Annotated in this window: 15 protein-coding genes and 1 pseudogene; 6 read left to right on the top strand and 10 right to left on the bottom strand. The window is 62.3% G+C overall.

What is annotated here, in order from left to right:
• Positions 1-53: 53 nt before the first annotated feature.
• Positions 54-2,702: a TonB-dependent receptor plug domain-containing protein gene (locus SKP52_RS08040; protein ID WP_039573702.1), complete on the bottom strand. Its 2,649-nt coding sequence runs from the start codon at positions 2,700-2,702 to the stop codon at positions 54-56.
• Positions 2,703-2,866: 164 nt separating this feature from the next.
• Here SKP52_RS08040 and SKP52_RS08035 point away from each other — a divergent pair, with 164 nt between their 5' ends.
• Complete coding sequence (locus SKP52_RS08035; RefSeq protein WP_228383865.1) at positions 2,867-3,937, top strand: AraC family transcriptional regulator; 1,071 nt, start codon at positions 2,867-2,869, stop codon at positions 3,935-3,937.
• Between the two features lie 117 nt (positions 3,938-4,054).
• On the opposite strand, the pseudogene SKP52_RS27455 reads toward SKP52_RS08035, so the two are convergent.
• The 4 genes and pseudogenes from SKP52_RS27455 to SKP52_RS08015 form a co-directional block, all read right to left on the bottom strand.
• Positions 4,055-4,412 (bottom strand): annotated as a pseudogene (locus SKP52_RS27455) (cytochrome P460 family protein).
• Between the two features lie 71 nt (positions 4,413-4,483).
• On the bottom strand, positions 4,484-5,503 hold the full coding sequence (locus SKP52_RS08025; RefSeq protein WP_081997538.1) for an alpha/beta fold hydrolase: 1,020 nt from the start codon (positions 5,501-5,503) through the stop codon (positions 4,484-4,486).
• Between the two features lie 19 nt (positions 5,504-5,522).
• Positions 5,523-6,485 carry a quinone oxidoreductase family protein gene (locus tag SKP52_RS08020; protein WP_039573693.1) on the bottom strand — a complete coding sequence of 321 codons (963 nt, stop codon included), beginning with the start codon at positions 6,483-6,485 and terminating at the stop codon, positions 5,523-5,525.
• A gap of 52 nt (positions 6,486-6,537) precedes the next feature.
• On the bottom strand, positions 6,538-6,846 hold the full coding sequence (locus SKP52_RS08015) for a TetR family transcriptional regulator C-terminal domain-containing protein (RefSeq protein ID WP_052207972.1): 309 nt from the start codon (positions 6,844-6,846) through the stop codon (positions 6,538-6,540).
• Positions 6,847-7,200: 354 nt separating this feature from the next.
• Between SKP52_RS08015 and SKP52_RS08010 the strand changes: the two genes are divergently transcribed.
• Positions 7,201-8,037 (top strand): 23S rRNA (adenine(2030)-N(6))-methyltransferase RlmJ, encoded by an 837-nt coding sequence (locus SKP52_RS08010; protein ID WP_039573690.1) that lies wholly within the window; start codon positions 7,201-7,203, stop codon positions 8,035-8,037.
• On the opposite strand, the gene SKP52_RS08005 is transcribed toward SKP52_RS08010, so the two are convergent.
• The 3 genes from SKP52_RS08005 to SKP52_RS07995 form a co-directional block, all read right to left on the bottom strand.
• Positions 8,034-8,354, bottom strand: a complete 321-nt coding sequence (locus tag SKP52_RS08005) for a hypothetical protein (protein WP_039573687.1) — start codon at positions 8,352-8,354, stop codon at positions 8,034-8,036. The genes SKP52_RS08010 and SKP52_RS08005 overlap by 4 nt on opposite strands.
• A gap of 292 nt (positions 8,355-8,646) precedes the next feature.
• On the bottom strand, positions 8,647-9,072 hold the full coding sequence (locus SKP52_RS08000; RefSeq protein WP_039573685.1) for a DUF2147 domain-containing protein: 426 nt from the start codon (positions 9,070-9,072) through the stop codon (positions 8,647-8,649).
• Positions 9,069-9,926 (bottom strand): metal-dependent hydrolase, encoded by an 858-nt coding sequence (locus SKP52_RS07995; RefSeq protein WP_039573682.1) that lies wholly within the window; start codon positions 9,924-9,926, stop codon positions 9,069-9,071. Before SKP52_RS07995 ends, SKP52_RS08000 begins: the two co-directional genes overlap by 4 nt.
• A gap of 166 nt (positions 9,927-10,092) precedes the next feature.
• On the opposite strand from SKP52_RS07995, the gene SKP52_RS07990 reads away from it, so the two are divergent.
• Positions 10,093-10,719 carry a TetR/AcrR family transcriptional regulator gene (locus SKP52_RS07990; RefSeq protein WP_039573679.1) on the top strand — a complete coding sequence of 209 codons (627 nt, stop codon included), beginning with the start codon at positions 10,093-10,095 and terminating at the stop codon, positions 10,717-10,719.
• A 7-nt stretch (positions 10,720-10,726) separates the two neighbouring features.
• Here SKP52_RS07990 and SKP52_RS07985 read toward each other — a convergent pair whose 3' ends face one another.
• Positions 10,727-11,722: a FecR family protein gene (locus SKP52_RS07985; protein WP_052207970.1), complete on the bottom strand. Its 996-nt coding sequence runs from the start codon at positions 11,720-11,722 to the stop codon at positions 10,727-10,729.
• Entirely contained in the window at positions 11,719-12,231 is a 513-nt protein-coding gene (locus SKP52_RS07980; RefSeq protein ID WP_052207968.1) for an RNA polymerase sigma factor, read from the bottom strand. Before SKP52_RS07980 ends, SKP52_RS07985 begins: the two co-directional genes overlap by 4 nt.
• A gap of 326 nt (positions 12,232-12,557) precedes the next feature.
• Here SKP52_RS07980 and SKP52_RS07975 point away from each other — a divergent pair, with 326 nt between their 5' ends.
• The 3 genes from SKP52_RS07975 (at position 12,558) to SKP52_RS07965 (ending at position 19,159) form a co-directional block, all read left to right on the top strand.
• Positions 12,558-15,803 (top strand): TonB-dependent receptor, encoded by a 3,246-nt coding sequence (locus tag SKP52_RS07975; RefSeq protein WP_081997260.1) that lies wholly within the window; start codon positions 12,558-12,560, stop codon positions 15,801-15,803.
• 373 nt (positions 15,804-16,176) lie between these two features.
• Positions 16,177-16,602 (top strand): hypothetical protein, encoded by a 426-nt coding sequence (locus SKP52_RS07970; protein WP_039573678.1) that lies wholly within the window; start codon positions 16,177-16,179, stop codon positions 16,600-16,602.
• Positions 16,603-16,798: 196 nt separating this feature from the next.
• Complete coding sequence (locus SKP52_RS07965) at positions 16,799-19,159, top strand: porin family protein (protein ID WP_148309060.1); 2,361 nt, start codon at positions 16,799-16,801, stop codon at positions 19,157-19,159.
• Positions 19,160-19,195: the final 36 nt, after the last annotated feature.

Here is a 19,195-nt window from a genome sequence, read left to right as displayed (position 1 = left end):
ACCAAAGCCCCGGAGCAGTAAGCGGCGACCTCCACCGAGGCCGCCGCCCGGGATCAGAACGATGTGCGCAGGCTCATCGCGGCGTAGCGGCCAATGGCATTGTAGGATCCGCCAACGCCGTCGGTGCCCGGGAAAAAAGGCGGTGTCGCATCGAACAGATCGTTGATCTGCATGCCGACTTCGGTGCCCTTGGCAAAGCCGAGATCCGGCAGTCTCAGCGACAGGCGCAGGTCGATCGTGGTGTACCCCTTGGCCTTGTAGAGGCTGGTGCCGGTCGGCGTTGCGAAGGACGCAGTGACGCCGCTGCGATGATTGACGAAGTTGACGAAGGTCACCGGTCCCGCCGTGACACCCAAGGTCGTGCGAAGGGTCGTCCGCGGAATGCCGGCGTCGAGCGAGTTGCTGACCGCCGAGGTCGGCGACAATTGCGTCCGGTATTTCAGGATATAATTGCCCGCGATACCGCCGAAGACCGTGCCGAAGCCCGCCGTATGCCGATAGCGCACGTCGAAATCGACGCCGTTGGTCTTGCGAATGCCGAAGTTGCCCTGGCGCAGGTCGAGGATGTTGCCGATCGTCGGCACTGCCGAGAAGGTATAGAAAAAGGGAACGGTGTTCGCGATCGCTCCGCTTACCTGCGCCGCGGTCGGGTCACGCGTGACGAGCGGCGCGAAGGTGGGGTCGGTAAAGATGAGCGCGCCGAGCCCCGACGGCGTGCCGATGACATCATTATATTTGATGTCATAGAAGGTCGCACCGGCGCTGAACCCGGGCGCGAAGCTGGGCCGGAAATCGGCGCCGAGCGAAAAAGTGCGCGCCTTTTCGGGTTTCAGATTCTGATTGCCGCCGAAGAGCAGGATCGTGTTGACCTGTGTTGCCCCGCGCAGGGGGTCACGCGCGCCAAAGGCATCAACCAGCGCCGCAGCCGCATAATAGGATCCGACGGTCGAGCCGAGATCGCGCAGCCCCGGTGCCCGGAAGGAACGGCCATAGCTGCCGCGCAGGTTCAGCCCCTCCACCGGCTCCCATGTGATGCCGACCTTCGGATTGGTGGTCGAACCGAAATCGCTGTAGTGATCATAGCGTCCCGACAGCGACAGCGCGAGGCTGCGGACCATGGGAGCAGCATTGCCCTCGCCGAAAATCGGCACGAACAATTCGCCATATAGTGATTTGACGTCGCGTTCGAGATCCTCGGGAAATCCGACGCCACCGCTCGATCCGCGCTGCCGATAGGTTTCGCGGCGATATTCGGCGCCGGCGGCAATCTTGAGCTCCCCGCCCGGCAGCTTTGCAAGCGGCCCATCGATCTTGACGGCGCCGATCCGGGTGCGCTGACGGTTGGTGAAATCGGTCGGATTGTCGAGAATGGCCGCTACAACCGCAGGGTTGGTCCGCGTGCCGAAGGGATCGAGGGCTGTTGCCGCCGTGGTCCCTGCGGCCGCCGCGGTCAAAGCCGTCGTGTTGATCCCGGGTTGGAAGGTATCGTTGCGCGACCAATTATAGGTGCCGTACAGGCTGGCCTTGAAATCACCGGGCAATTTGACGTCGATCCCGGCGGTGGCGTTGCCGGTCCGGACCCGGAAGGTCTGATCGAAATGATCGGCGCCGACCAGATTGTCCGGGCGGAAATCGACATATTCGAACAACGTCCCCGTTCCCGGCGGCGCCCGGAAGAAAGGGTTGGCGGCGGTCAGCAAAACGAAGGTCTGCCCCGGCAGGGCGGCCTGAACGACATCCTTGCGATCCGAATAGAGGAGGTCGCCCCAGAGGGTGATGTTCGACGCCAATTCCTGGCGCGCCGACACGAAGACACTGTGGGTACGGTTTTCGGGCACCAGATCGACCGGGCCGCGCGGGTCGCAGGTATTGAGGCCCGGCGTCAGGCTGGGCGCGGCATAAATCGTCCCGGCGAAGAGATTGACGTTCGCGTTCGGACACACGGCCGAGCGTGTATCGACACCGCCGGCGGCCCGGAAATCGAGCGAGCGGTAGCGGCGGTCGGCGCCCGTTATATTGCTGTTTTCAGCATATTGATACGCCGCGACGAACGAGCCGCTGCTCCATTCGTGCCCGAAGATGCCGCCCGCGTTGAAGGCGTGATAGTCGTCGGCGAAGCCGTATCGGACATTGGCTTCGAACCCCGAGACGCGCTTGCGGGTGATGAAGTTGACCACGCCCGCGACCGCCTCCGACCCGTAGATCGCCGAGGCGCCGTCGGCGACGATCTCGACGCGCTCGATCGCGAGTTCGGGAAGGAACGGATAGTCGGGGTTGGTCTGCTGGGTGCTGCCCGAGATCAGCCGGTGCCCGTTCATCAGCGGTAAGGTCGCGCTCGCCGGCAGGCCGCGCAAGCCGGGGGCAAAGGAGCCGAGCCCGTTATTACTCGTGCGCGGCGCGGTGTTGAAACTGTTGAGCTGCGGTACGGTCGCCAGCAGTTCGGGCGTGCTGGCGGCGCCGATCAGCTTGGCATCGTCGCGCGATACGCTGATGAGGCCCGATCCGGTCGGCGGAATGCCGCGGATGCTCGTCCCAGTGACAACGATTTCGCTGTCGGACTCGGTCGAGCCTTCTTCGGTCTGACTGCTCGTGTCGGCGCTTTGGGTATAAGCGGCGGCCGGCGTGCCGAGCAAGGCCGCCACGATTGCGGATCCGCACAGCATGCGTGCGCGGCTTCCCGCGCCAATGATTCTGATCGACATGATGGTCCTCTTCCCTGCCTTTGATTATCGTTTCCGCGGACAGCTCCGCTGCCGGACTTTGCCGGCTTGATGTCTCTCTTATGATTTGGCAGACCCGTTGGTAAGAGCATCGGCGGACATCACTGTGTCTTTAGCGGACACATATCTTGGAAGGGACATGGAGTGTGGATGGCGATGACGTTCCGACGGGGCTGGCGAACCGCAATGCCCGGGCCGGCTTCCCCTCGCTCAATCAACGCATCTTTGCGCCGTTCAAGCTGGCGACCGTCATCGACGCGGTGGCGAGCCGCGGGATTGCGCCGGAGACGGTCCTCGAGCGTACGGGACTAACGCTGGCCCAGGTTCGCGATCCGCACACGCTGACGTCGATCGGGCAATATCTGATCGCCTGCGAAAATATCGTCGCCGCCGGCGCCGAGTTCAGCGATGCCTTCGAGATCGGATCGCGTCTGCACCTGTCCGCTTACGGCATGTACGGATATGCGCTGATGTGCTCGCCGACGATGCGCGACTTTTTCGATTTCGCGGTGCGATACCAGCCACTCGCCACGCCCACCGTGCGCCTCGGCTGGCGGACCGAGGGCGAGGTCGCGATCTGGCAATTCAGCGAAATCTATCGCGACGTCATGAGCAGCGAAGTGCGGACCTTTCTCGTCCGCCAGCAAATGAAAATGACGTTTACTCATATTCGCGACACCGCCGGATCAGACAATCTGCCGCTCCGCGCGCTATTCGCGCTGACAAAGGACGCTCATTGCGCGAATGATGAGCGCGAACTGTCCTGCCAATGCCTATACGACCAAGAGGCAAACGAACTCCACTATCCGATCGGCATTCTCGAGCAGACGCCGGAGTTGGGCAACCGGCTCACACGCACGATGCTGGAAGAAACATGTGATCGTCTGATTGGTCAGTCGCGGATTTCGTCGGGACTGTCCGGCGAGGTCTATCAACTCCTGCTGCTCGCCCCGAACCATTTTCCATCGATGAAGGGGATTGCGGACCAACTCGGGTTGCAGGAGCGAACGCTGCGTCGCCGCCTCGCCGCCGAGGACACCAGCTATGGCGAAATCGTCGACGACGTGCGCCGCAAGCTTGCCATCGAATATCTGCAGACGACCCGCATGAGTGTGGATGACGTAGCCTGGAAAGTGGGCTTCAGCGACAGTGCGAACCTGCGCCGCGCAATCCGGCGTTGGACCGGCCAGACGATCAGTGAACTCCGCGCTTGCTGAGAATGGCCGTTTGGAGACTGGCTGGTTTCGCGAAAAGCGGACCTCTGCGCTCGAGGAGGCGTGACCGGCCACAGGGGGCCCGATCCGCCCGGAGCCACACTGACACCGATCCTCTAACTATTCGGTATGGCGAGTAAACACCCAGTCTCGGTCGGACACCTTGGCATCGTGACAGGCAAAGCAGGCTCGATGCTGCACCCCATCGACCGGTCGGCCGCTGATGAATCGTTCCATCCTCCAGCCTCCGGTTTTGGCGAAATGTTTGCTGTCCTTCCATGATTTGCACCGTCGTCGCGGCGCCAGCCACCGTGGCGGACACGATTTCGGCCGAGCGCATGCGTTTCCTCGCCAGCTTCACAGGCGTCGATCCGTCGGGAAAGGGTCGGATGTCGCGGCGAAACGCATCGACGGCCACGGGATTGCCGAGCACGACGCGCAATTCGTTGAATGGCGCGTCCGCGAGCGCCGGATCGATAAGTTGCCCGTCGCGATAGCCGTCGGGTATCGCGACGCCATAGATCGGTGACAGCGCAGGTCAGAGGCGTCTCATCGTCCGGCCATCCGGTCGGCGTCGACGACGGCGCGAGCGAAATCCTGCGGTGCTTCCTGCGGCAGATTATGCCCGATGCCGCCCTCGCTCGTGCGGTGCTCATAAAGGCCGGTGAATTTTGCGCGATAATCCTGCGGGACCGGGTGCGGCGCACCGTTGTCGTCGCCTTCGAGCGTGATCGTCGGCACCGCGATCGTTGGAAAAGTTGCCAACTTCGCTTCGATCGCGTCATAGCGTGCTTCGCCTTCGGCAAGCCCGAGCCGCCAGCGATAATTGTGGATGCTGATCGCGACATGATCGGGGTTGGCGAGCGCCGCCGCCGACCGCGCGAACACCGCATCGTCGAACGCCCAATGCGGCGAAGCCGTCTCCCAGATCAGCCTCGCGAATTCGCGCGTGTTGGCGGCATAGCCCTGCCGCCCGCGTTCGGTCGCGAAATAATATTGATACCACCAGCGTCGCTCGGCCTCGGGCGATAGTGGCTTGGCGCCCGCTGCCTGGCTGCCGATCAGATAACCGCTGACCGACACAAGCGCGCGGACGCGTTCGGGATACAGTGCCGCCAGGATGCACGCAGTCCGCGCGCCCCAGTCGCACCCGCCGACAATCGCTTGGCTGATCCCGAGCGCATCGAGAAAGTCGAGCGCGTCCACAGAAAAAGCCGCCTGCTGCCCGTTGCGCAGGGTCCCATCGGACAGAAAGCGCGTCGCGCCATATCCGCGCAGATAGGGCACAAGAACGCGGTAGCCCTGCGCCCCCAATATCTGCGCGACATCGGCATAGGTATGGATGTCATATGGCCAGCCGTGGATGAGCAGCACCGGCGCGCCGCTCGCGGGGCCGACTTCCGCATAGGCGATATCGAGCAAGCTCGTACGGACATGCTTGAGCGGCCCGAAGTCGGCAGGCGCGGCCGCAATCGTGGACTCCGGAACCGCAAGAACCATGGTCGCAGCCGACCCGGCCAGCGCCTGCGCCAGGAAGCCGCGTCGATCGGTGTTTTGAAACAGGGTCATCATCGTCTCCTTTGTCTCATCAGGGAATGAGCAGCAGCTTGCCGGTGCTCCGACGGCTTTCCATGTCCACATGCGCGCGCGCCGCATCGGCAAGCGGATAGACACCGCCTATTTCGACGCGCAGCTTTCCGTCTATAATCCATTGGAATAATTGCGCCGTGCGTTCGCGCAACAGCGCAGGCGTCGGAATATGGTCGGAAAAGACCGCGTAACCGAGCTTGATGCTCTTCGGCAGGCTCATGATGTCGATGGGTCCCGGTCCGCCGAGCACCGGCCCAAACCAGCAGAAGGTGCCCGACCTCCGGAGCGAAGCAAGCGAGTCCGCGAATGTCGTCGGACCCGAACCGTCAAAAACGACGTTCACGCCTTCGCCGCCAGTTAGCGCTAGGACGCGGTCCGCAAAATGGCCCTCTTCATCGACGATGACGTGGTCTGCGCCGGCGCCGCGCGCTGCTTCGACCTTCGCTACGCTCGACACGCGCCCGATCACCGTGCCGCCGCGCAGCTTGACGATCTGCGTCAGCAGCATGCCGAGACCGCCGGCCGCGGCATGCACGAGCGCGACATCCCAGGGCTGCACAGGATAGAAGTCGGTCGCAAAGTGGCTGGCGGTCAGCCCCTGCATCATGATAGCTGCCGCCGTGCGGTCGTCGATCGCATCGGGAACCCGAACCAGCGCGTTCTCGGGTACCTCGACCTGCTCGGCGTAGCTTCCGGGCGCATACACCCAGGCGACGCGATCACCGATCGCAAAGCCGGTGACGCCCTGGCCCAGCGCGACCACCCGCCCCGCGCCCTCCACGCCGATTACCTTGGGGTCAGCGACATCGGTCCACGCCATGCCGCGGCGCACCCCGATATCCATGAAATTGACGCCTGCGGCAGCGATCTCGACGACGATATTCCCCGGACCCGGCGCTGGTTCGGGGACGTTGACGAAGTCCAGGCCGCCGTCAGGCGATATCAGCGCAATGGCTTTCATATCATTCTCCTTATTGAATGAACGTTCCAAAATTAGTCAAAAAAAACGGGAGTTAACGAAGCGCGCGAAGTATCATTTCTCCCAGAATGGCCAAATGTTCGGCGCTCGCGCCGCCGCGCGCGGCGATCCTTATTCCCGCGAAGCTCGACACGAACCACGTCGCGACTATATCGGCGTCCAGATCGGCTGTGATGTGTCCGTCGCCTTGCGCCGCCCTCACCTGCTCTACGATCGCGGCGCGGAGCCAATGATCGGCCGCCAAGCGGATTTCGTTGAGCGCGGGCCAGGATGTTCCGAGTTCGGCGACCGAATTCACGCCTAGACAAGGCTGGCTGGCTTCGCGGACGACGCGGTCGACCATCGCGCGAATGCCGTCAATCGCGCGGTCTCCAGTCCGAAGCGCTACCCGGTGAGCCTGGGTCTCGCTGCGCGAGTAGCGTCGGCATCAAGCGAGTGCAGGTCCGCTGCCGGACGATTCGCGGCAATGCCAATCGCATGCGGCTCCTCGATGATCGAACACCCCCATGCGGCCTGGAGGCCTGTCTCCGCCTCTGGTGACGATCGCTAACGGGGGGCCCAGGCCTTGCGCGGAATGCTTTGAAGGTTTCCGCCCGACTCTGTACGGGGCACCGGATTGGTTGCTTCCATCGCCTCGCGTTCGGCTTCCGCTTCCAGCCGCTCGTATAAAGTCAGATCGCCAGGATTTTGAATTACGATGAATTATCGCCATTCCTTCCATGCTGGCAACAGCGCCGATGTCGTAAAGCACAGTCTGCTGATCGCCCTCGTGCGGGCCTTGCAGCAAAAACCGGGCGCGCTAACCTTGATCGACACCCATGCCGGTTGCGGGCTGTACGACCTCGGCGGTGATGAGGCGAGGCGCACCGGCGAGGCCACACAGGGCGTGCTGCGGGCCTTCGCCGACACGAACCCCTTGCTCGACGACTACCGCGCCGCCGTACAGGCGGTGAATGCCGGGGCGGAGCCTCGCTTCTACCCCGGATCGCCGCGATTTCTGGCGCAGCTTCTGCGTCCGCAGGATTTTCTGATCCTGAACGAGAAGCATCCCGAGGACGTCAATGCCCTGCGCGGCGCGATGCGGGGCACATCCGCCGCCGTGCATCAGCGCGACGCCTACGAGTTTTGGCTGGCGATGCTGCCGCCCCGCACGGCGCGCGGCGTGGTGGTGGTCGACCCGCCCTACGAGCAGACCGATGAGCGCGCACGGATCACCGCCACCCTCGCGGCCGCGCACCGCAAATGGGCGCATGGCGTGACGGCAATCTGGTATCCGCTGAAGGACCGCGCCACGCATGTGCGGTGGACGCAGCAGTTGCGCAAGCTCGGCATACCGAAGTTTCTGGTAGTCGAGCATTGGTTGTACGATCGTGATCAGCCCGACATTTATAACGGCGCGGGCCTTTTCATCGTCAACCCGCCCTACGCCTTCACGCAGGCGCTGCCGCCTCTGCTGGAAGCCCTGCGCGCCGCGCTGGCGCCGGAGGGGCATAGGGGAGAGATAAGGGCCGACTGGTTGGGCGATGGCGTTTAGTCGCCGTTGGCATCAACCATGAAGACCGTCGGCTTGCCGCGAGAAGCCGGGTCCCATCCTGCCGACAATGCCGCTCGCACCCCTCGCGAGGCTATAGCGTCGTTGATGTGCGAACGCCCTTTCGGCAATCCTTTTAACAGGCGCTTTGGCGTTGGAAATTCCAACACGGCTTCGCGTGGCATATCTCTCTGGCGCAAGGAAACCATCATGCCCCTCCAGCCATCGGAAGAGGACAATTGAGGCTCGCTCAGGAGTTCCCAGTCATATTTGACACCATCGATTTGGACGGTGCCGCCGCGGCCGTGCATGTGAAGCATAGAATGCCCTTAGCATGTTAGGCGCCGCGCTCCAGTCGGTTCACGTCAAAGATCGGCTGAGACAAGCTGGCGCCGGCTACCGGGAACCTCGACCGTTAGAAGCCCCCCAGCCTTCGGCACAGAATGGCAAAAAGCTGCCACCTCGCGCCAGACAGAGATTATTCCTGCAACGCAAGGATCAGCGAGGACGTCAATGGCCCAGGCCTGGTAGGCGGCAGCTCTTTTTGTAGCCCTACAAGGTATTCATATCTGGAAATATTCCCGCTCCATGATACAGGCTAGGCCTCGCGCTTCAGCTGGCTCTGCTCCAGATTTTGGAGCGGCAGAATAAAATAACGCATCCCTTGAGTTCCAGCTTGCCACTGTCAAGCAGCCTGAGGTGGCCTTTTGCGGCGCCGTCGCCCGTTTCGGGATCATAGACGGGGCCGCCCTTCCATTCGCGCGGGCCGCCGGTGAAACCCTTGAGCACGACGAGGCCCTTGAGCTTGCGCTGGCGCAGCTTGGGGTCGGAATTGCGGACGTCGCGCAGGTCGGGGTTGGCCCGCAGTCGGCTGGCGTCGACGACCTTTCCGCACAGCGCCTTGCCGCATCGATAGATTTCCACTCGACCGCCCTCAGAACCCGTCGCCCAGACGCCCGTGATATCGGCGGTGGAGGCTACAGCAGGCGTGTTGAAAATTGCCGCCGTCGCGAGCAAGGCCAGAGCAGGCTTCTTCATGCCATCATCTCCTTCCCCCTGCCAGCTTCGAGCAGACGCAGCGCCTCTTCGAGTAGCGAGCGGTCGTCCACTTCCCACGGATGGAATCCGGGCCTCATATAGGTAAAGACACCGCGCGCCAGCGCGCGCATCAGACCGTGGCGGCCGTAAAGCCACGCCAGCAACATTTTCCATGTCGCCCAGTCGTTGCGTCCATCCTGGCGCAGCAGATCGGCGGTGTTGCGGAAGATGACATAGTGAAAACGCATGGTCGTCACGCACATCACCGTGCTGCGCTTGAGCCAACGGCGCAGCGGCGTCATCGCCCGCGCGGCGTGGAGATAGGTGTCGAACGCCACCGCCTTATGCTCGATTTCCTCGATCGCGTGCCAGCGCCATAACTGCCGCGCCTCCTCTGCCGCGCCGCCGAGATGCTCGGGGTTCGCCAAAGCATCATGTGCGAGCGTCGCGGTGAAATGTTCGAGAGCGCAGGTCGCGGCAAGCTGCTGGATCGGCGACCGGCGCTTCGCCCAGGCGATCGTCCGGCGCGCCCGATCCTCGGCCGACGCGATATCAAAGCCGGCGTCCTCCGCCTGGCGGTTGAACACGACATGTTCGCGCGTGTGCATCGATTCCTGATAGAGAAAATCGTCAATCTGCCCGCGCAAGGGTTGCGGCGTGCCCTCGCGATAATGGCGTACCGCGGTCATGAAGAATTTCTCGCCGACCGGAAAGGTCGAGGACAGCGCGTTGAAAAAGGCGGTGCGGCCGGGGTCGCCGCTGTGCCACCATCGCGGCGGAGGCGTCTCGCGACCGAATTTCAAGTCCCGCTTTTCAATGCGGACATCGTCGGGTGTGCGGAGGTCAGTGGACATCGTGCAGCCTTTCAGCGACTCAAGTTACATTAACATCAATGTATATATAGCGATATGCAGAGTGGTGCAAGCAAGGGCGATAGTTTGGTGACAATCGCCCGCTTTTCGGTAAGGCTTTTCCGCAGAAGGCTTCGCGGGGCGCGGCGGCCGCAAAAGGGACGACCGCATGTACAAGCAAGCGCGACCGCACCAGAAGCGGCGCAAGCGTTCCGGCGTAGAAGTGCGTGAAGAGGGATTGATTGCGGCCCGACGTCTGTTGCTCGACGGCGGCCCCGCGGCGGTGACACTGGCAAGCGTCGGCCATGAAATCGGCATGTCACACGCCAATGTGTTGCACCATTTCGGATCGGCGGCGGGTCTGCAGTCGGCGCTGATGGGATCGATGGTGACCGACCTGACGACCGCGCTCGATAACGTGGTCGAACTGCTCAAGACCGATGCTACAGCACCGCGCACCGTCGCCGACCGCGTGTTCGATGCATTCGACAAAGGCGGCGCCGGCCAACTCGCGGCGTGGATCATCCTGTCGGGCGATGTAGAGCATCTCGAACCCGTGCGCGAAGCGGTCCGCGGGCTGGTCGAGGCGATCGTCGGCCAGTCGACCGACGATGCAGCGCCCGACCGCGTCCGCGCGGCGGTACTGATGATGGCGGTCAGCGCATTCGGCGACGCGCTGATCGGGCCGCATGTGCGCGATATGCTCGATCAGCCAGAGGATGCCATGCGCGATCTGGTCGCGCGCATTCTGCCGTTGTTCCTGATCCCGACCGGAATCCCGCCTGCGACCCCTTAGCGCCGCGCTATTCGCTTCCCGACAGCAATATCTCTTCATCCGTCGCCGACACGCGTTGGGCGATGCCGTTGAGCTCCATCGCCTTCACAAACCCTTCGACGTCGCCCGCTTCGAACACGCCGACGACCTCCTTTTCCGGGATTCGGCCGTCCTTGAAGACGAGCTTCCGCGGCGAATAGCGGTTCATTTCGGCAACGGCATCGGACAGCGGATCGCGCATGAAAATCAGGCGCCCTTCGGTCCAACTCGTCTCCTTGGCGACATCGACGCGGCGGAGGGTCCAGTTATGATCGGCGCCGATGACGAGCTGGCCGCCGGGGACCATGTCGGTGCCGCTCCCCGTTCCCGCGCTGGCCTCTTCAACCCGGACTTTGCCCTCCGCCAGCGTGACCACCATATTGCCATGTTCGAAACTGACTTCAAAAGCAGTCCCGATCGCGCGCACGCTCTTGCCGCCTGCATTAACGATGAAGGGCCGCGAGGCGTCCTTCGCAACGCGGAAAAAAGCGCGGCCCCCGACCAGGTCGACCCGGCGCTCGCGCGGCGTTTCGCTGACCCTCATCTCAGTTTCGGCGTCGAGCGTCACGACCGATCCTTCGGCAAGCGTGACTGTTGAAGTCTGGCCGATCCCCGTCCGAAAGCGTTGATCTTCCGCCGCACCGAAGCCGAAAAAGCCGTTCTGATGGACCACCCAGCTCACCGTGAAGATCAGCAGCAACGAGGCTGCGAGCGCAAGATGCCGGCGCCAGTGCGACCTTTCACCGCCATGCGCGAAGTCATTTTCGGCGGCCGCCAGCATCTCGGGCTCCTGCGGGATCGTTCCGGCGATTATCCACGCGCGCTCGACCAACCGATAGGCGTCGCGGTGCGCGTCGGATTGTTCGAGCCAGTCGTGGAAGCGATGTTCGTCGTCGACGGTCATGTCGCCCGACCGTTCGAGGTTGAACCATTGCGCGGCCTCCGAGCGGAGAGCGGCGCGCGCGAGGGCGTTTTCACGGCTCACAGGTCCGCCTCCATCTCGGCAACGATCCGCACCAGTGCGCGGTGCATCAGTTCCTTTACCGCCTCCTTCGAAATCCCCATCCGCTGTGCGATCGCCTGATAAGTCAGGTTCTCGAACCGGTGGTACTCAAAGGCCTCGCGTGCGCGCGGCGGCAGTTTCTGGATCGCCTCGAGCACGCGGCGATATTCCTGTTGTCCGATGACGATGCGTTCGGGCGAGCGTTGCTCGGCGATCTCGATGCCGTCTTCCAGTTCTGCTTGCAGCAGCGTCGATCGCGCTTTCTGTCGGCGATGGCGGCTAATCAGCGCATTGCGCGCGGCGGTGAAAAGATAGCGTTCGACATTGTCAATCGGGGCGCTCAGCTGCGCCGATTGCAGGCGCAGAAAGACTTCCTGCACCAGATCGTCGACATCGGCATCGTCGGCGCGCCGACGGAAATAGCGGCGCAGCCCCGGCCCATATGCCGTCATCCATGCGGCCAGATCCCGATCCTGCTGCGGGACGGCCATCGTCAATAAGGAACCTGATAGAACAGGCATTGCGAGATGCTCCCAACCCTATTTGTCATCCCGGCATCATTCCCAAATCGGTCTTTGCGGCCCCATTCTGCGCTGGAGTTAACAGGATAGACGCAGGAAAAGCATAGGAGGGGGGATCGAATTGCCCCGACCCCGCAAATTTTCCTAACGCTCGGTTCACCGGCGTAGATATTAACATTGTTGAAAATTTTATTCGACCATCCCCCCTTTTCGGGAAATGTCGCGTCTATTTGAGTGGCGTCGCATCGAACGTCAAAACAGCGGGACATGAATCCCGCCGGACAGGGGAGAGGCACATGCATTTTCGTGCGAGCAATTTGCGCAGGATTTTTCTGAGCGGCGCGGCGATCGGCTGTCTGGCGCTTTCAGGCAATGCCGCATTGGCCCGCGAACAGGTGGCCAGCTATCGGATTCCGGCACAGTCGCTCGATCGCGCGCTACGCGATTTCGGTGTGCAGAGCGGTGTGACGATCCTCGTCGATGCGTCGATCGTCAACGGCAAGCAGACGGCCGGCCACAGCAAGCGGTCCGACCCCGAAACGGCACTGCGCACGTTGCTGCTCGGCACCGGGCTTGGCTATCGCCGCGACGGCAACGTATTCGTGGTGACGCGGGAGGGAAACGTAAATCCCGCCGCCGCTGAAATCGAAGATGATTCCGAGATTGTGGTGACGGCACAAAAGCGCGAGGAAAAGATCAGCGACGTGCCGATTGCTGTCACCGCCTTCACACCCAAGGCGCTCGACGACCACAAGATCGAAGGCGGCGCCGAACTGGTGCGCGCGGTACCGAACGTCAATTTTTCGAAAAGCAATTTCAGTGGCTATGACTTCACGATCCGCGGCATCGGGACCAAGGCGATTTCGGCGTCGAACGACCCCGCCGTCGCGGTCAGCTTCAACAACACCCCGCTGATCCGCAACCGCCTGTTCGAAGCCGAATTCTTTGACCTGGAGCGGGTCGAGGTGCTGCGCGGGCCGCAGGGTACGCTCTATGGCCGCAACGCGACCGCGGGCGTGGTCAACGTCATCCCGGCGCTTCCCGACGACAGCTTTGGGGGCGAGTTGAAGGGCGAGGTCGGCAGTTTCGAAACGCGGCGCCTGTCGGGGATGCTCAACGTGCCGATCACCGATACGCTGGCCGTCCGCGTCGCCGGCGCGATGACGAAGCGCGACGGCTTCGATTACAACACATTCACCCAGCAGCGGGTCAACGGCCGCGATTTGTGGTCGACGCGCGCGTCGATCCAGTGGGAGCCGAGCGACCGGTTCAAGGTCAATGCGATCTGGCAACATTTTGAGGAGGACGACAACCGCTCGCGTACCGGCAAACAGCTTTGCACCACCGACCCCGGTGTGGCGCAGGTCGGCGACATCGCGGTGCCTGAATTCCTGCAAAGCCGTTTCAGCCAGGGGTGCCAGTCGGCGTCGCTATACGACGACGCGGCCTTTGGCGCGCCCAATGCCAAGGCGTTGGCCTATGTCATGTTTCCCCAATTCAACATCGGCATAGGCAGGGATCCGACCGCGCCGCCGCCCCGCCCGCTCGTCTTTCCGATCGATCGCAATTTCGATCCCTATGGCGATGTCGTGCAATCGCGCGACATGAGGGAGGTTGCCACCAGCTATGATCCCGTCTTTCGCGCCAAGAATGATGTGTTCCAGCTTAACCTGGAAATAGGAATCGGCGACGATCTGACGCTCGTGTCGCAAGGCGCCTATTCCCGCGATCGTTATTATTCGTCGCAGGATTATAATCGGTTCGTCTCGGCGCCGGTGTTCAACGATTCGGCCACGCTGGTTCGACCGAATGGCGCGCCGTTGACGGTGCCGGGCCCGACCCCAGGGGGCATCTTTACCGATCCGCAACTGGGCGCGTCGGACCGTATCATTTCTGCCGATCTCAGCCGGTCGCGCAATCGGCAATGGACGCAGGAACTGCGGCTGCAATCATCCTCCGACGGCCCGGTCAACTTCAACGTCGGGGCCAATTATCTCGATTTCAAATCGCAGGATGACTATTTCGTCTACAACAACCTGTTCTCGCTGATTGCGCAGTATAACTTCAATGGCAGCAACGTGGACAATGGCCGGGTGACGCGCAATTGCGGCGAAGGGACGCTAACGGCCCGCGAATGCGTTTATGTCGATCCCAATCCGATCGGTGAAGGCCCCGAGGACGGTCACAATTATTTCCGCAGCAAAAATCCGGTTCGGACCAAATCGCAAGCGGTGTTCGGCGAGCTTTACTGGCAGGCAGCCGAGGATCTTAAGCTGACGCTTGGGCTGCGCTATACACACGATGAAAAAATCGCAACTCCGGTTCCCAGCCAATTGCTGCTGGGCTCATCTGAAAATGATCCGACGCAGGGCGGCTCGGTAAGCGGCGGCACGATCAACCGGGGTTTCCGCGAATTTCCCGATATCCGGCAGAAATGGAATACGGTGACGGGACGGCTGGTGGTCGACTGGAAGCCCGACCTTTCCTTCACCGACGATACGCTGGTGTATGCGTCGGCTGCACGCGGATATAAGGGCGGGGGCGCCAATCCGCCGCGCGCCGATATCGATCAGACGGTGATCCAGTATCAGCCCCTGCCCGAAACGTTCAAACCCGAATATGTGACCGCGTTCGAAATCGGATCGAAGAACAGTTTCGACGGCGGGCGCTTCACGCTTAACGCCGCGGCGTTTTTCAACATGTACCAGGATTACCAGATTTCGCAGATCGTCGACCGCATCTCGCTCAACGAGAATTTCAGCGCAAAGACCTGGGGGCTGGAACTTGAGACGGCGTGGCGACCCTCGCGCAACTTCCGGCTCGATGCGACGCTGGGCTTGCTCGACACGCGGATCGACAAGGGCGCCAAGTCGATCGACGTGATGGACCGCACGCAGGGCAACCCCGACTGGATGCTGCTGCGGCCGTGGCTTCAGGTGCCCTCCAACTGCATCGCGCCCAAGGCGCTCGTCGGGCAGATATTGGATTATGATCGTGCGAACGAAGATCTGAAGCTGCTGATGCTGTCGGCGCTATGCGCCGGGTCTGCTCGTTACGGTACATTCAATCCGGAGCTTCCGAACGTCAGTCCGGCGTTTCAGTTCGATCGGCTGCTGGGCTTCACCTATAATCCGCTGACCGATGCGCCGAACGGCGGGAAAGGCTTTTTTGCCGACCTTGGCGGCAACGAACTGCCCAACGCGCCGCACTATACGTTCAACGTCGGCGCGCAATACAGCGCCTTTATCGAAGGCGGCGACTGGGTGCTGACCTTCCGTGGCGATTATTATCGTCAGGGGAAGAGTTACGCGCGTGTGTTCAACACCGAATATGACCGGTTGAAAGCGTGGGATAATGTCAATCTGGCAGTCACGCTCGCGCGCGGCGAAGGCGATTTCGCGCTCCAGCTGTATGTCAAGAACCTGTTCGACAAGGCGCCGATCACCGGCACCTTCACCAACAGCGACGACACCGGGCTCAGCACCAATGTCTTCACACTCGACCCGCGCATCGTCGGCCTCAACGCGACCATGAAATTTTAACCCCTCTTAAGGGAGGAACGGCGCTGCGCCGGCTCGACGCGAACGGGATTGGAGAGGCTTCGGTTTCTTGGTGCAAACGGACAGCGCGAGCTTCACGAACCTCTCCCCTGGGGCCGCCGTCTCCTTGTTGGACGGCGGCCTCCGTTTTTTCTGGGTATGCGATGAAGTGAGGTTCGAAGCATCGACCCCATCCCATCGATTGATCGGGCCGTCATGTTGCAAACGCACAGAAAAGATCGCTTCCGATCCCCCCGTTCCGCATTTGCCGCGTCTTATTTACTGGGAGGCATCCCGCCTTCCCAAATCAATATTGAAATGGAAGAGGATGTGTCATGAAGAAATTTACGGCCCTGATAGGAACCGTCGCAGCGCCATGTCTTTCTCCGCCCAGGCGCAATCGTTCAGCGGCAACGCCAACGGCAGCAACGGCCATGCCAATCTGGAACAATCCTTGAATGTGACGTGCGACGTGACGTTCGACGGAACGGTGACTTCGAGCACCACCGTTGCGATCTCGTCGCCGGACATCGCGCCGGGCGATTTCAGCTGCATATTCGTCGTCCCGCAGGGTACATGGTCGGCCGCGACGGTGCCGGGTGACGCAACCAAGGTCGACATCACGATGGGCGCCAACACGATCGCCAACGACCCTTGCTACGGCACCGTTCGTGGCGACTGGAACAATAGCACCAAGGTTCTGACGATCACCAACAAGACGCTGCCGCCGATCGATCCGGCCGGCGACATTTGCACGATCCACGATGCGCAGATTTCCATTCCCAATCTGGATCTCTCCTAATATCGGCTTGCTTGGCGGCCGGGCACGCCCCACGCATGCCCGGCCGATTTGATCGTTTCGCGGCCTTGCCCTCCAGTGGGGACGTCACATCCTTCTTGCCGCATTCATTGGTCCGAAGGCCAGAGGCCCGACATCCTGCCGCGAGCGATTTGGCGACGATCAGCCAAGAGTGGATACCGAGGAGTCGCGAAGCGGGATGCGGGGAACGGATATCGGGCGCACGGACATAACGGCCGATCCGCCGGCCCGCCGCAATTCGCCCCTGCCCTTCGGTCACCGCAGTCCGGAATTCGCAGTCTTGCTTGGCTGTCTCTGCCTTTGGCCGTTTGCCCCCACGACGGCGCAGGGCCAGACTGCGGGCAACCCGCCACCGCCGCCCCATTCCGATGGCGAAACTATCGCGGTTGGCGATGATCGGGAGATCGTCGTCACCGCGCGCTACGGCGAGGCGCTCGTTGAACCCGAAACCGAGCTCGATGAGCAGCAGATCGATGCCTATGGCGCCTATTCAATCGGCGAGCTGATACGCCGGATTACCCCGCTGACCGGGCGCCCGGACGAACGGCCGATCATCTTGATCAACGGCGAGCGCGTCGATTCGATTCAGGATTTGGCCCGCTTTCCGCCCGCCGCGCTTCAGCGCCTCGCCATCCTGCCCCCAGAAGCCGCCGGACGATACGGTTATTCAGGAAACCAGCGCGTCGTTAACCTCGTTCTCAAAAAGCATTTCGTGTCGTGGGAGACGCAGGCCGGCGTGAAGTTGCCCAGCGCGGGCGGGCGCGTTGGTGGCAATGGATCGGCGGGGCGTTTCGTCATAGACGGCAAAGCGCGGTGGAGTGCGCAGGTTCAGCTTTCTGGCGAGAGCGCGTTACTCAAAAGTTCGCGCGCGCCGTCTTTGCTACAGGCCGGTGCGTCTGTCGATCCCGACGACTATCTGTCGCTGCTGCCCGCGACGAACCAGCTGTCGGTCTCGATGGGGCATACGCGTCCGATCGGGCGTTTCACCGGTTCATTCAGCGTCAACGCGGGAACGAGCGACAGTCGGCAATGGCTCGGCCTTGCACCGGCCGATCCCGGTTCGGCGGATACGCCCATCCTGCTCGGCCGACAGAGTTCGCAAAACCTCGGCCTGTCCGCGACCTTCTCGGGGCGCCTCGCGGGCGGGCGTGCCATCTTCAGCGCCAACTATGCGCGCGGCTGGGCAAACGGGCGCATCGACCAGGCCGACAATGTGCCCCCGGATGGGTTTCGGACCAGCCGCAACCGGTCGGTGAGCGAAAGCTTGAGCACGCGGCTGACCTTCAACAGATCGATCATCAATCTGCCCGCCGGACCGCTAACAGCGACCCTGACGGCTGGAATGAGCCGCAGCCGCACGACCAGCCGATTCGACGGCAGTGTGATCGATGGCGACCGTATCGGCCGGGCTGAGCAGGAACGATTCGATGGCCGACTGTCGTTCGCGATGCCGATCGCCAGGCGGAGCGAAAATCCATATTCGCTGCTTGGCGACCTGTCGCTCGACCTTGCCGGCGGCGTGACCTTTGACGCGCGCGCGGCGTCACGTCCGCGGTTCGAACTGGGAGCGAGCTGGAGCCCTGTTCCCGCGCTGCGGATCAACGGCTCACTCAGCTTCGCCAAACTCGCGCCATCGATCGAGCAATTGACCGCGCCCTATCTGGAAGAGGTACGGCGCGTTTATGATTTCGCGCGGCAGGAAATCGCCGAACCGATCTGGGTGACCGGCGGCAACCCCGATCTGGAATCGGGACAGCGACGCACGTGGTCGCTGGGCGCCACGCTGCGTCCGTTTGACCCCCGGTTGCTCTCGCTCTCGGTCGAATATCAGAAGCAGCAGTCGATGGGCGGTGCCGGCGGATTTCCCGGGCTCACGCTGGCGGTCGAGGCAGCCATTCCCGATCGGTTCGTTCGAGATGCGTCGGGGCGCCTGATTCGCGTCGACGCCCGGCCAATCCGGCTCGTGCGTGACGCAACCGAACGGCTGAATAACAGCCTGACCCTGTCGCCCCTGCTGCGCGCCAAAAACAAGGACGGTACCGCGAGCGCGATCGCCGCGGCCAGTATGTGGAATATTTCGTTCACGCTTAACCACGGATGGAGCCTGCGCAGCGAGCTGGTGACCGCGATCGGCCTTCCGCCGATCGATCGCCTGCGCGGCGGAGCGGCGCAGTCGCGGCACAGTGTCGGCTTTCAACTCGTTGCAGGCCGGCCGGGCATGGGAGCGACGCTCGACGGCAACTGGCAAAGCGCTTTCCGACTTTACTCTTCCGCGGTGGACGGTGGTGCACACGACTATCGCTACAAGGCCGCGATGACTCTGAATCTTCGGCTGTTTGCCGAACCCGAACGCCTGCTGCGGGTGGCGGAAAAGCCCGTATGGCTTTCGAACCTCAACATCTCGCTCGATATCCAGAACCTGTTCGACAGTTACCGGCGCGTCACGCTAGCCGATGGAACTGCAGCGCCGGGCTATAAGCGCTACGAAGCCGATCCGCTCGGCCGCACGATCCAGCTAAGCCTGCGCAAGCGATTCTGACAGCTGTATCTAACGGGCCCGCCTCTCGAGCAACTC

It is taken from the genome of Sphingopyxis fribergensis, assembly GCF_000803645.1.
Classification (GTDB): Bacteria; Pseudomonadota; Alphaproteobacteria; order Sphingomonadales; family Sphingomonadaceae; genus Sphingopyxis; species Sphingopyxis fribergensis.
Note: the sequence above shows the minus strand (reverse complement) of the source record. Positions and strands in the feature narration are given on the sequence as shown.

Excerpts from the sequence above, each read along its gene's own strand:
- SKP52_RS08025 (WP_081997538.1), bottom strand. The coding sequence starts at position 5,503 with ATGACCCTGTTTCAAAACACCGATCGACGCGGCTTCCTGGCGCAGGCG.
- SKP52_RS07980 (WP_052207968.1), bottom strand. The coding sequence starts at position 12,231 with ATGGCCGTCCCGCAGCAGGATCGGGATCTGGCCGCATGGATGACGGCA.
- SKP52_RS08005 (WP_039573687.1), bottom strand. The coding sequence starts at position 8,354 with ATGCTTCACATGCACGGCCGCGGCGGCACCGTCCAAATCGATGGTGTC.
- SKP52_RS07995 (WP_039573682.1), bottom strand. The coding sequence starts at position 9,926 with ATGTCCACTGACCTCCGCACACCCGACGATGTCCGCATTGAAAAGCGG.
- SKP52_RS07990 (WP_039573679.1), top strand. The coding sequence starts at position 10,093 with ATGTACAAGCAAGCGCGACCGCACCAGAAGCGGCGCAAGCGTTCCGGC.
- SKP52_RS07970 (WP_039573678.1), top strand. The coding sequence starts at position 16,177 with ATGTCTTTCTCCGCCCAGGCGCAATCGTTCAGCGGCAACGCCAACGGC.
- SKP52_RS08040 (WP_039573702.1), bottom strand. The coding sequence starts at position 2,702 with ATGTCGATCAGAATCATTGGCGCGGGAAGCCGCGCACGCATGCTGTGC.
- SKP52_RS07975 (WP_081997260.1), top strand. The coding sequence starts at position 12,558 with ATGCATTTTCGTGCGAGCAATTTGCGCAGGATTTTTCTGAGCGGCGCG.
- SKP52_RS08015 (WP_052207972.1), bottom strand. The coding sequence starts at position 6,846 with ATGGTCGACCGCGTCGTCCGCGAAGCCAGCCAGCCTTGTCTAGGCGTG.
- SKP52_RS08000 (WP_039573685.1), bottom strand. The coding sequence starts at position 9,072 with ATGAAGAAGCCTGCTCTGGCCTTGCTCGCGACGGCGGCAATTTTCAAC.
- SKP52_RS08010 (WP_039573690.1), top strand. The coding sequence starts at position 7,201 with ATGAATTATCGCCATTCCTTCCATGCTGGCAACAGCGCCGATGTCGTA.
- SKP52_RS07965 (WP_148309060.1), top strand. The coding sequence starts at position 16,799 with ATGCGGGGAACGGATATCGGGCGCACGGACATAACGGCCGATCCGCCG.
- SKP52_RS08020 (WP_039573693.1), bottom strand. The coding sequence starts at position 6,485 with ATGAAAGCCATTGCGCTGATATCGCCTGACGGCGGCCTGGACTTCGTC.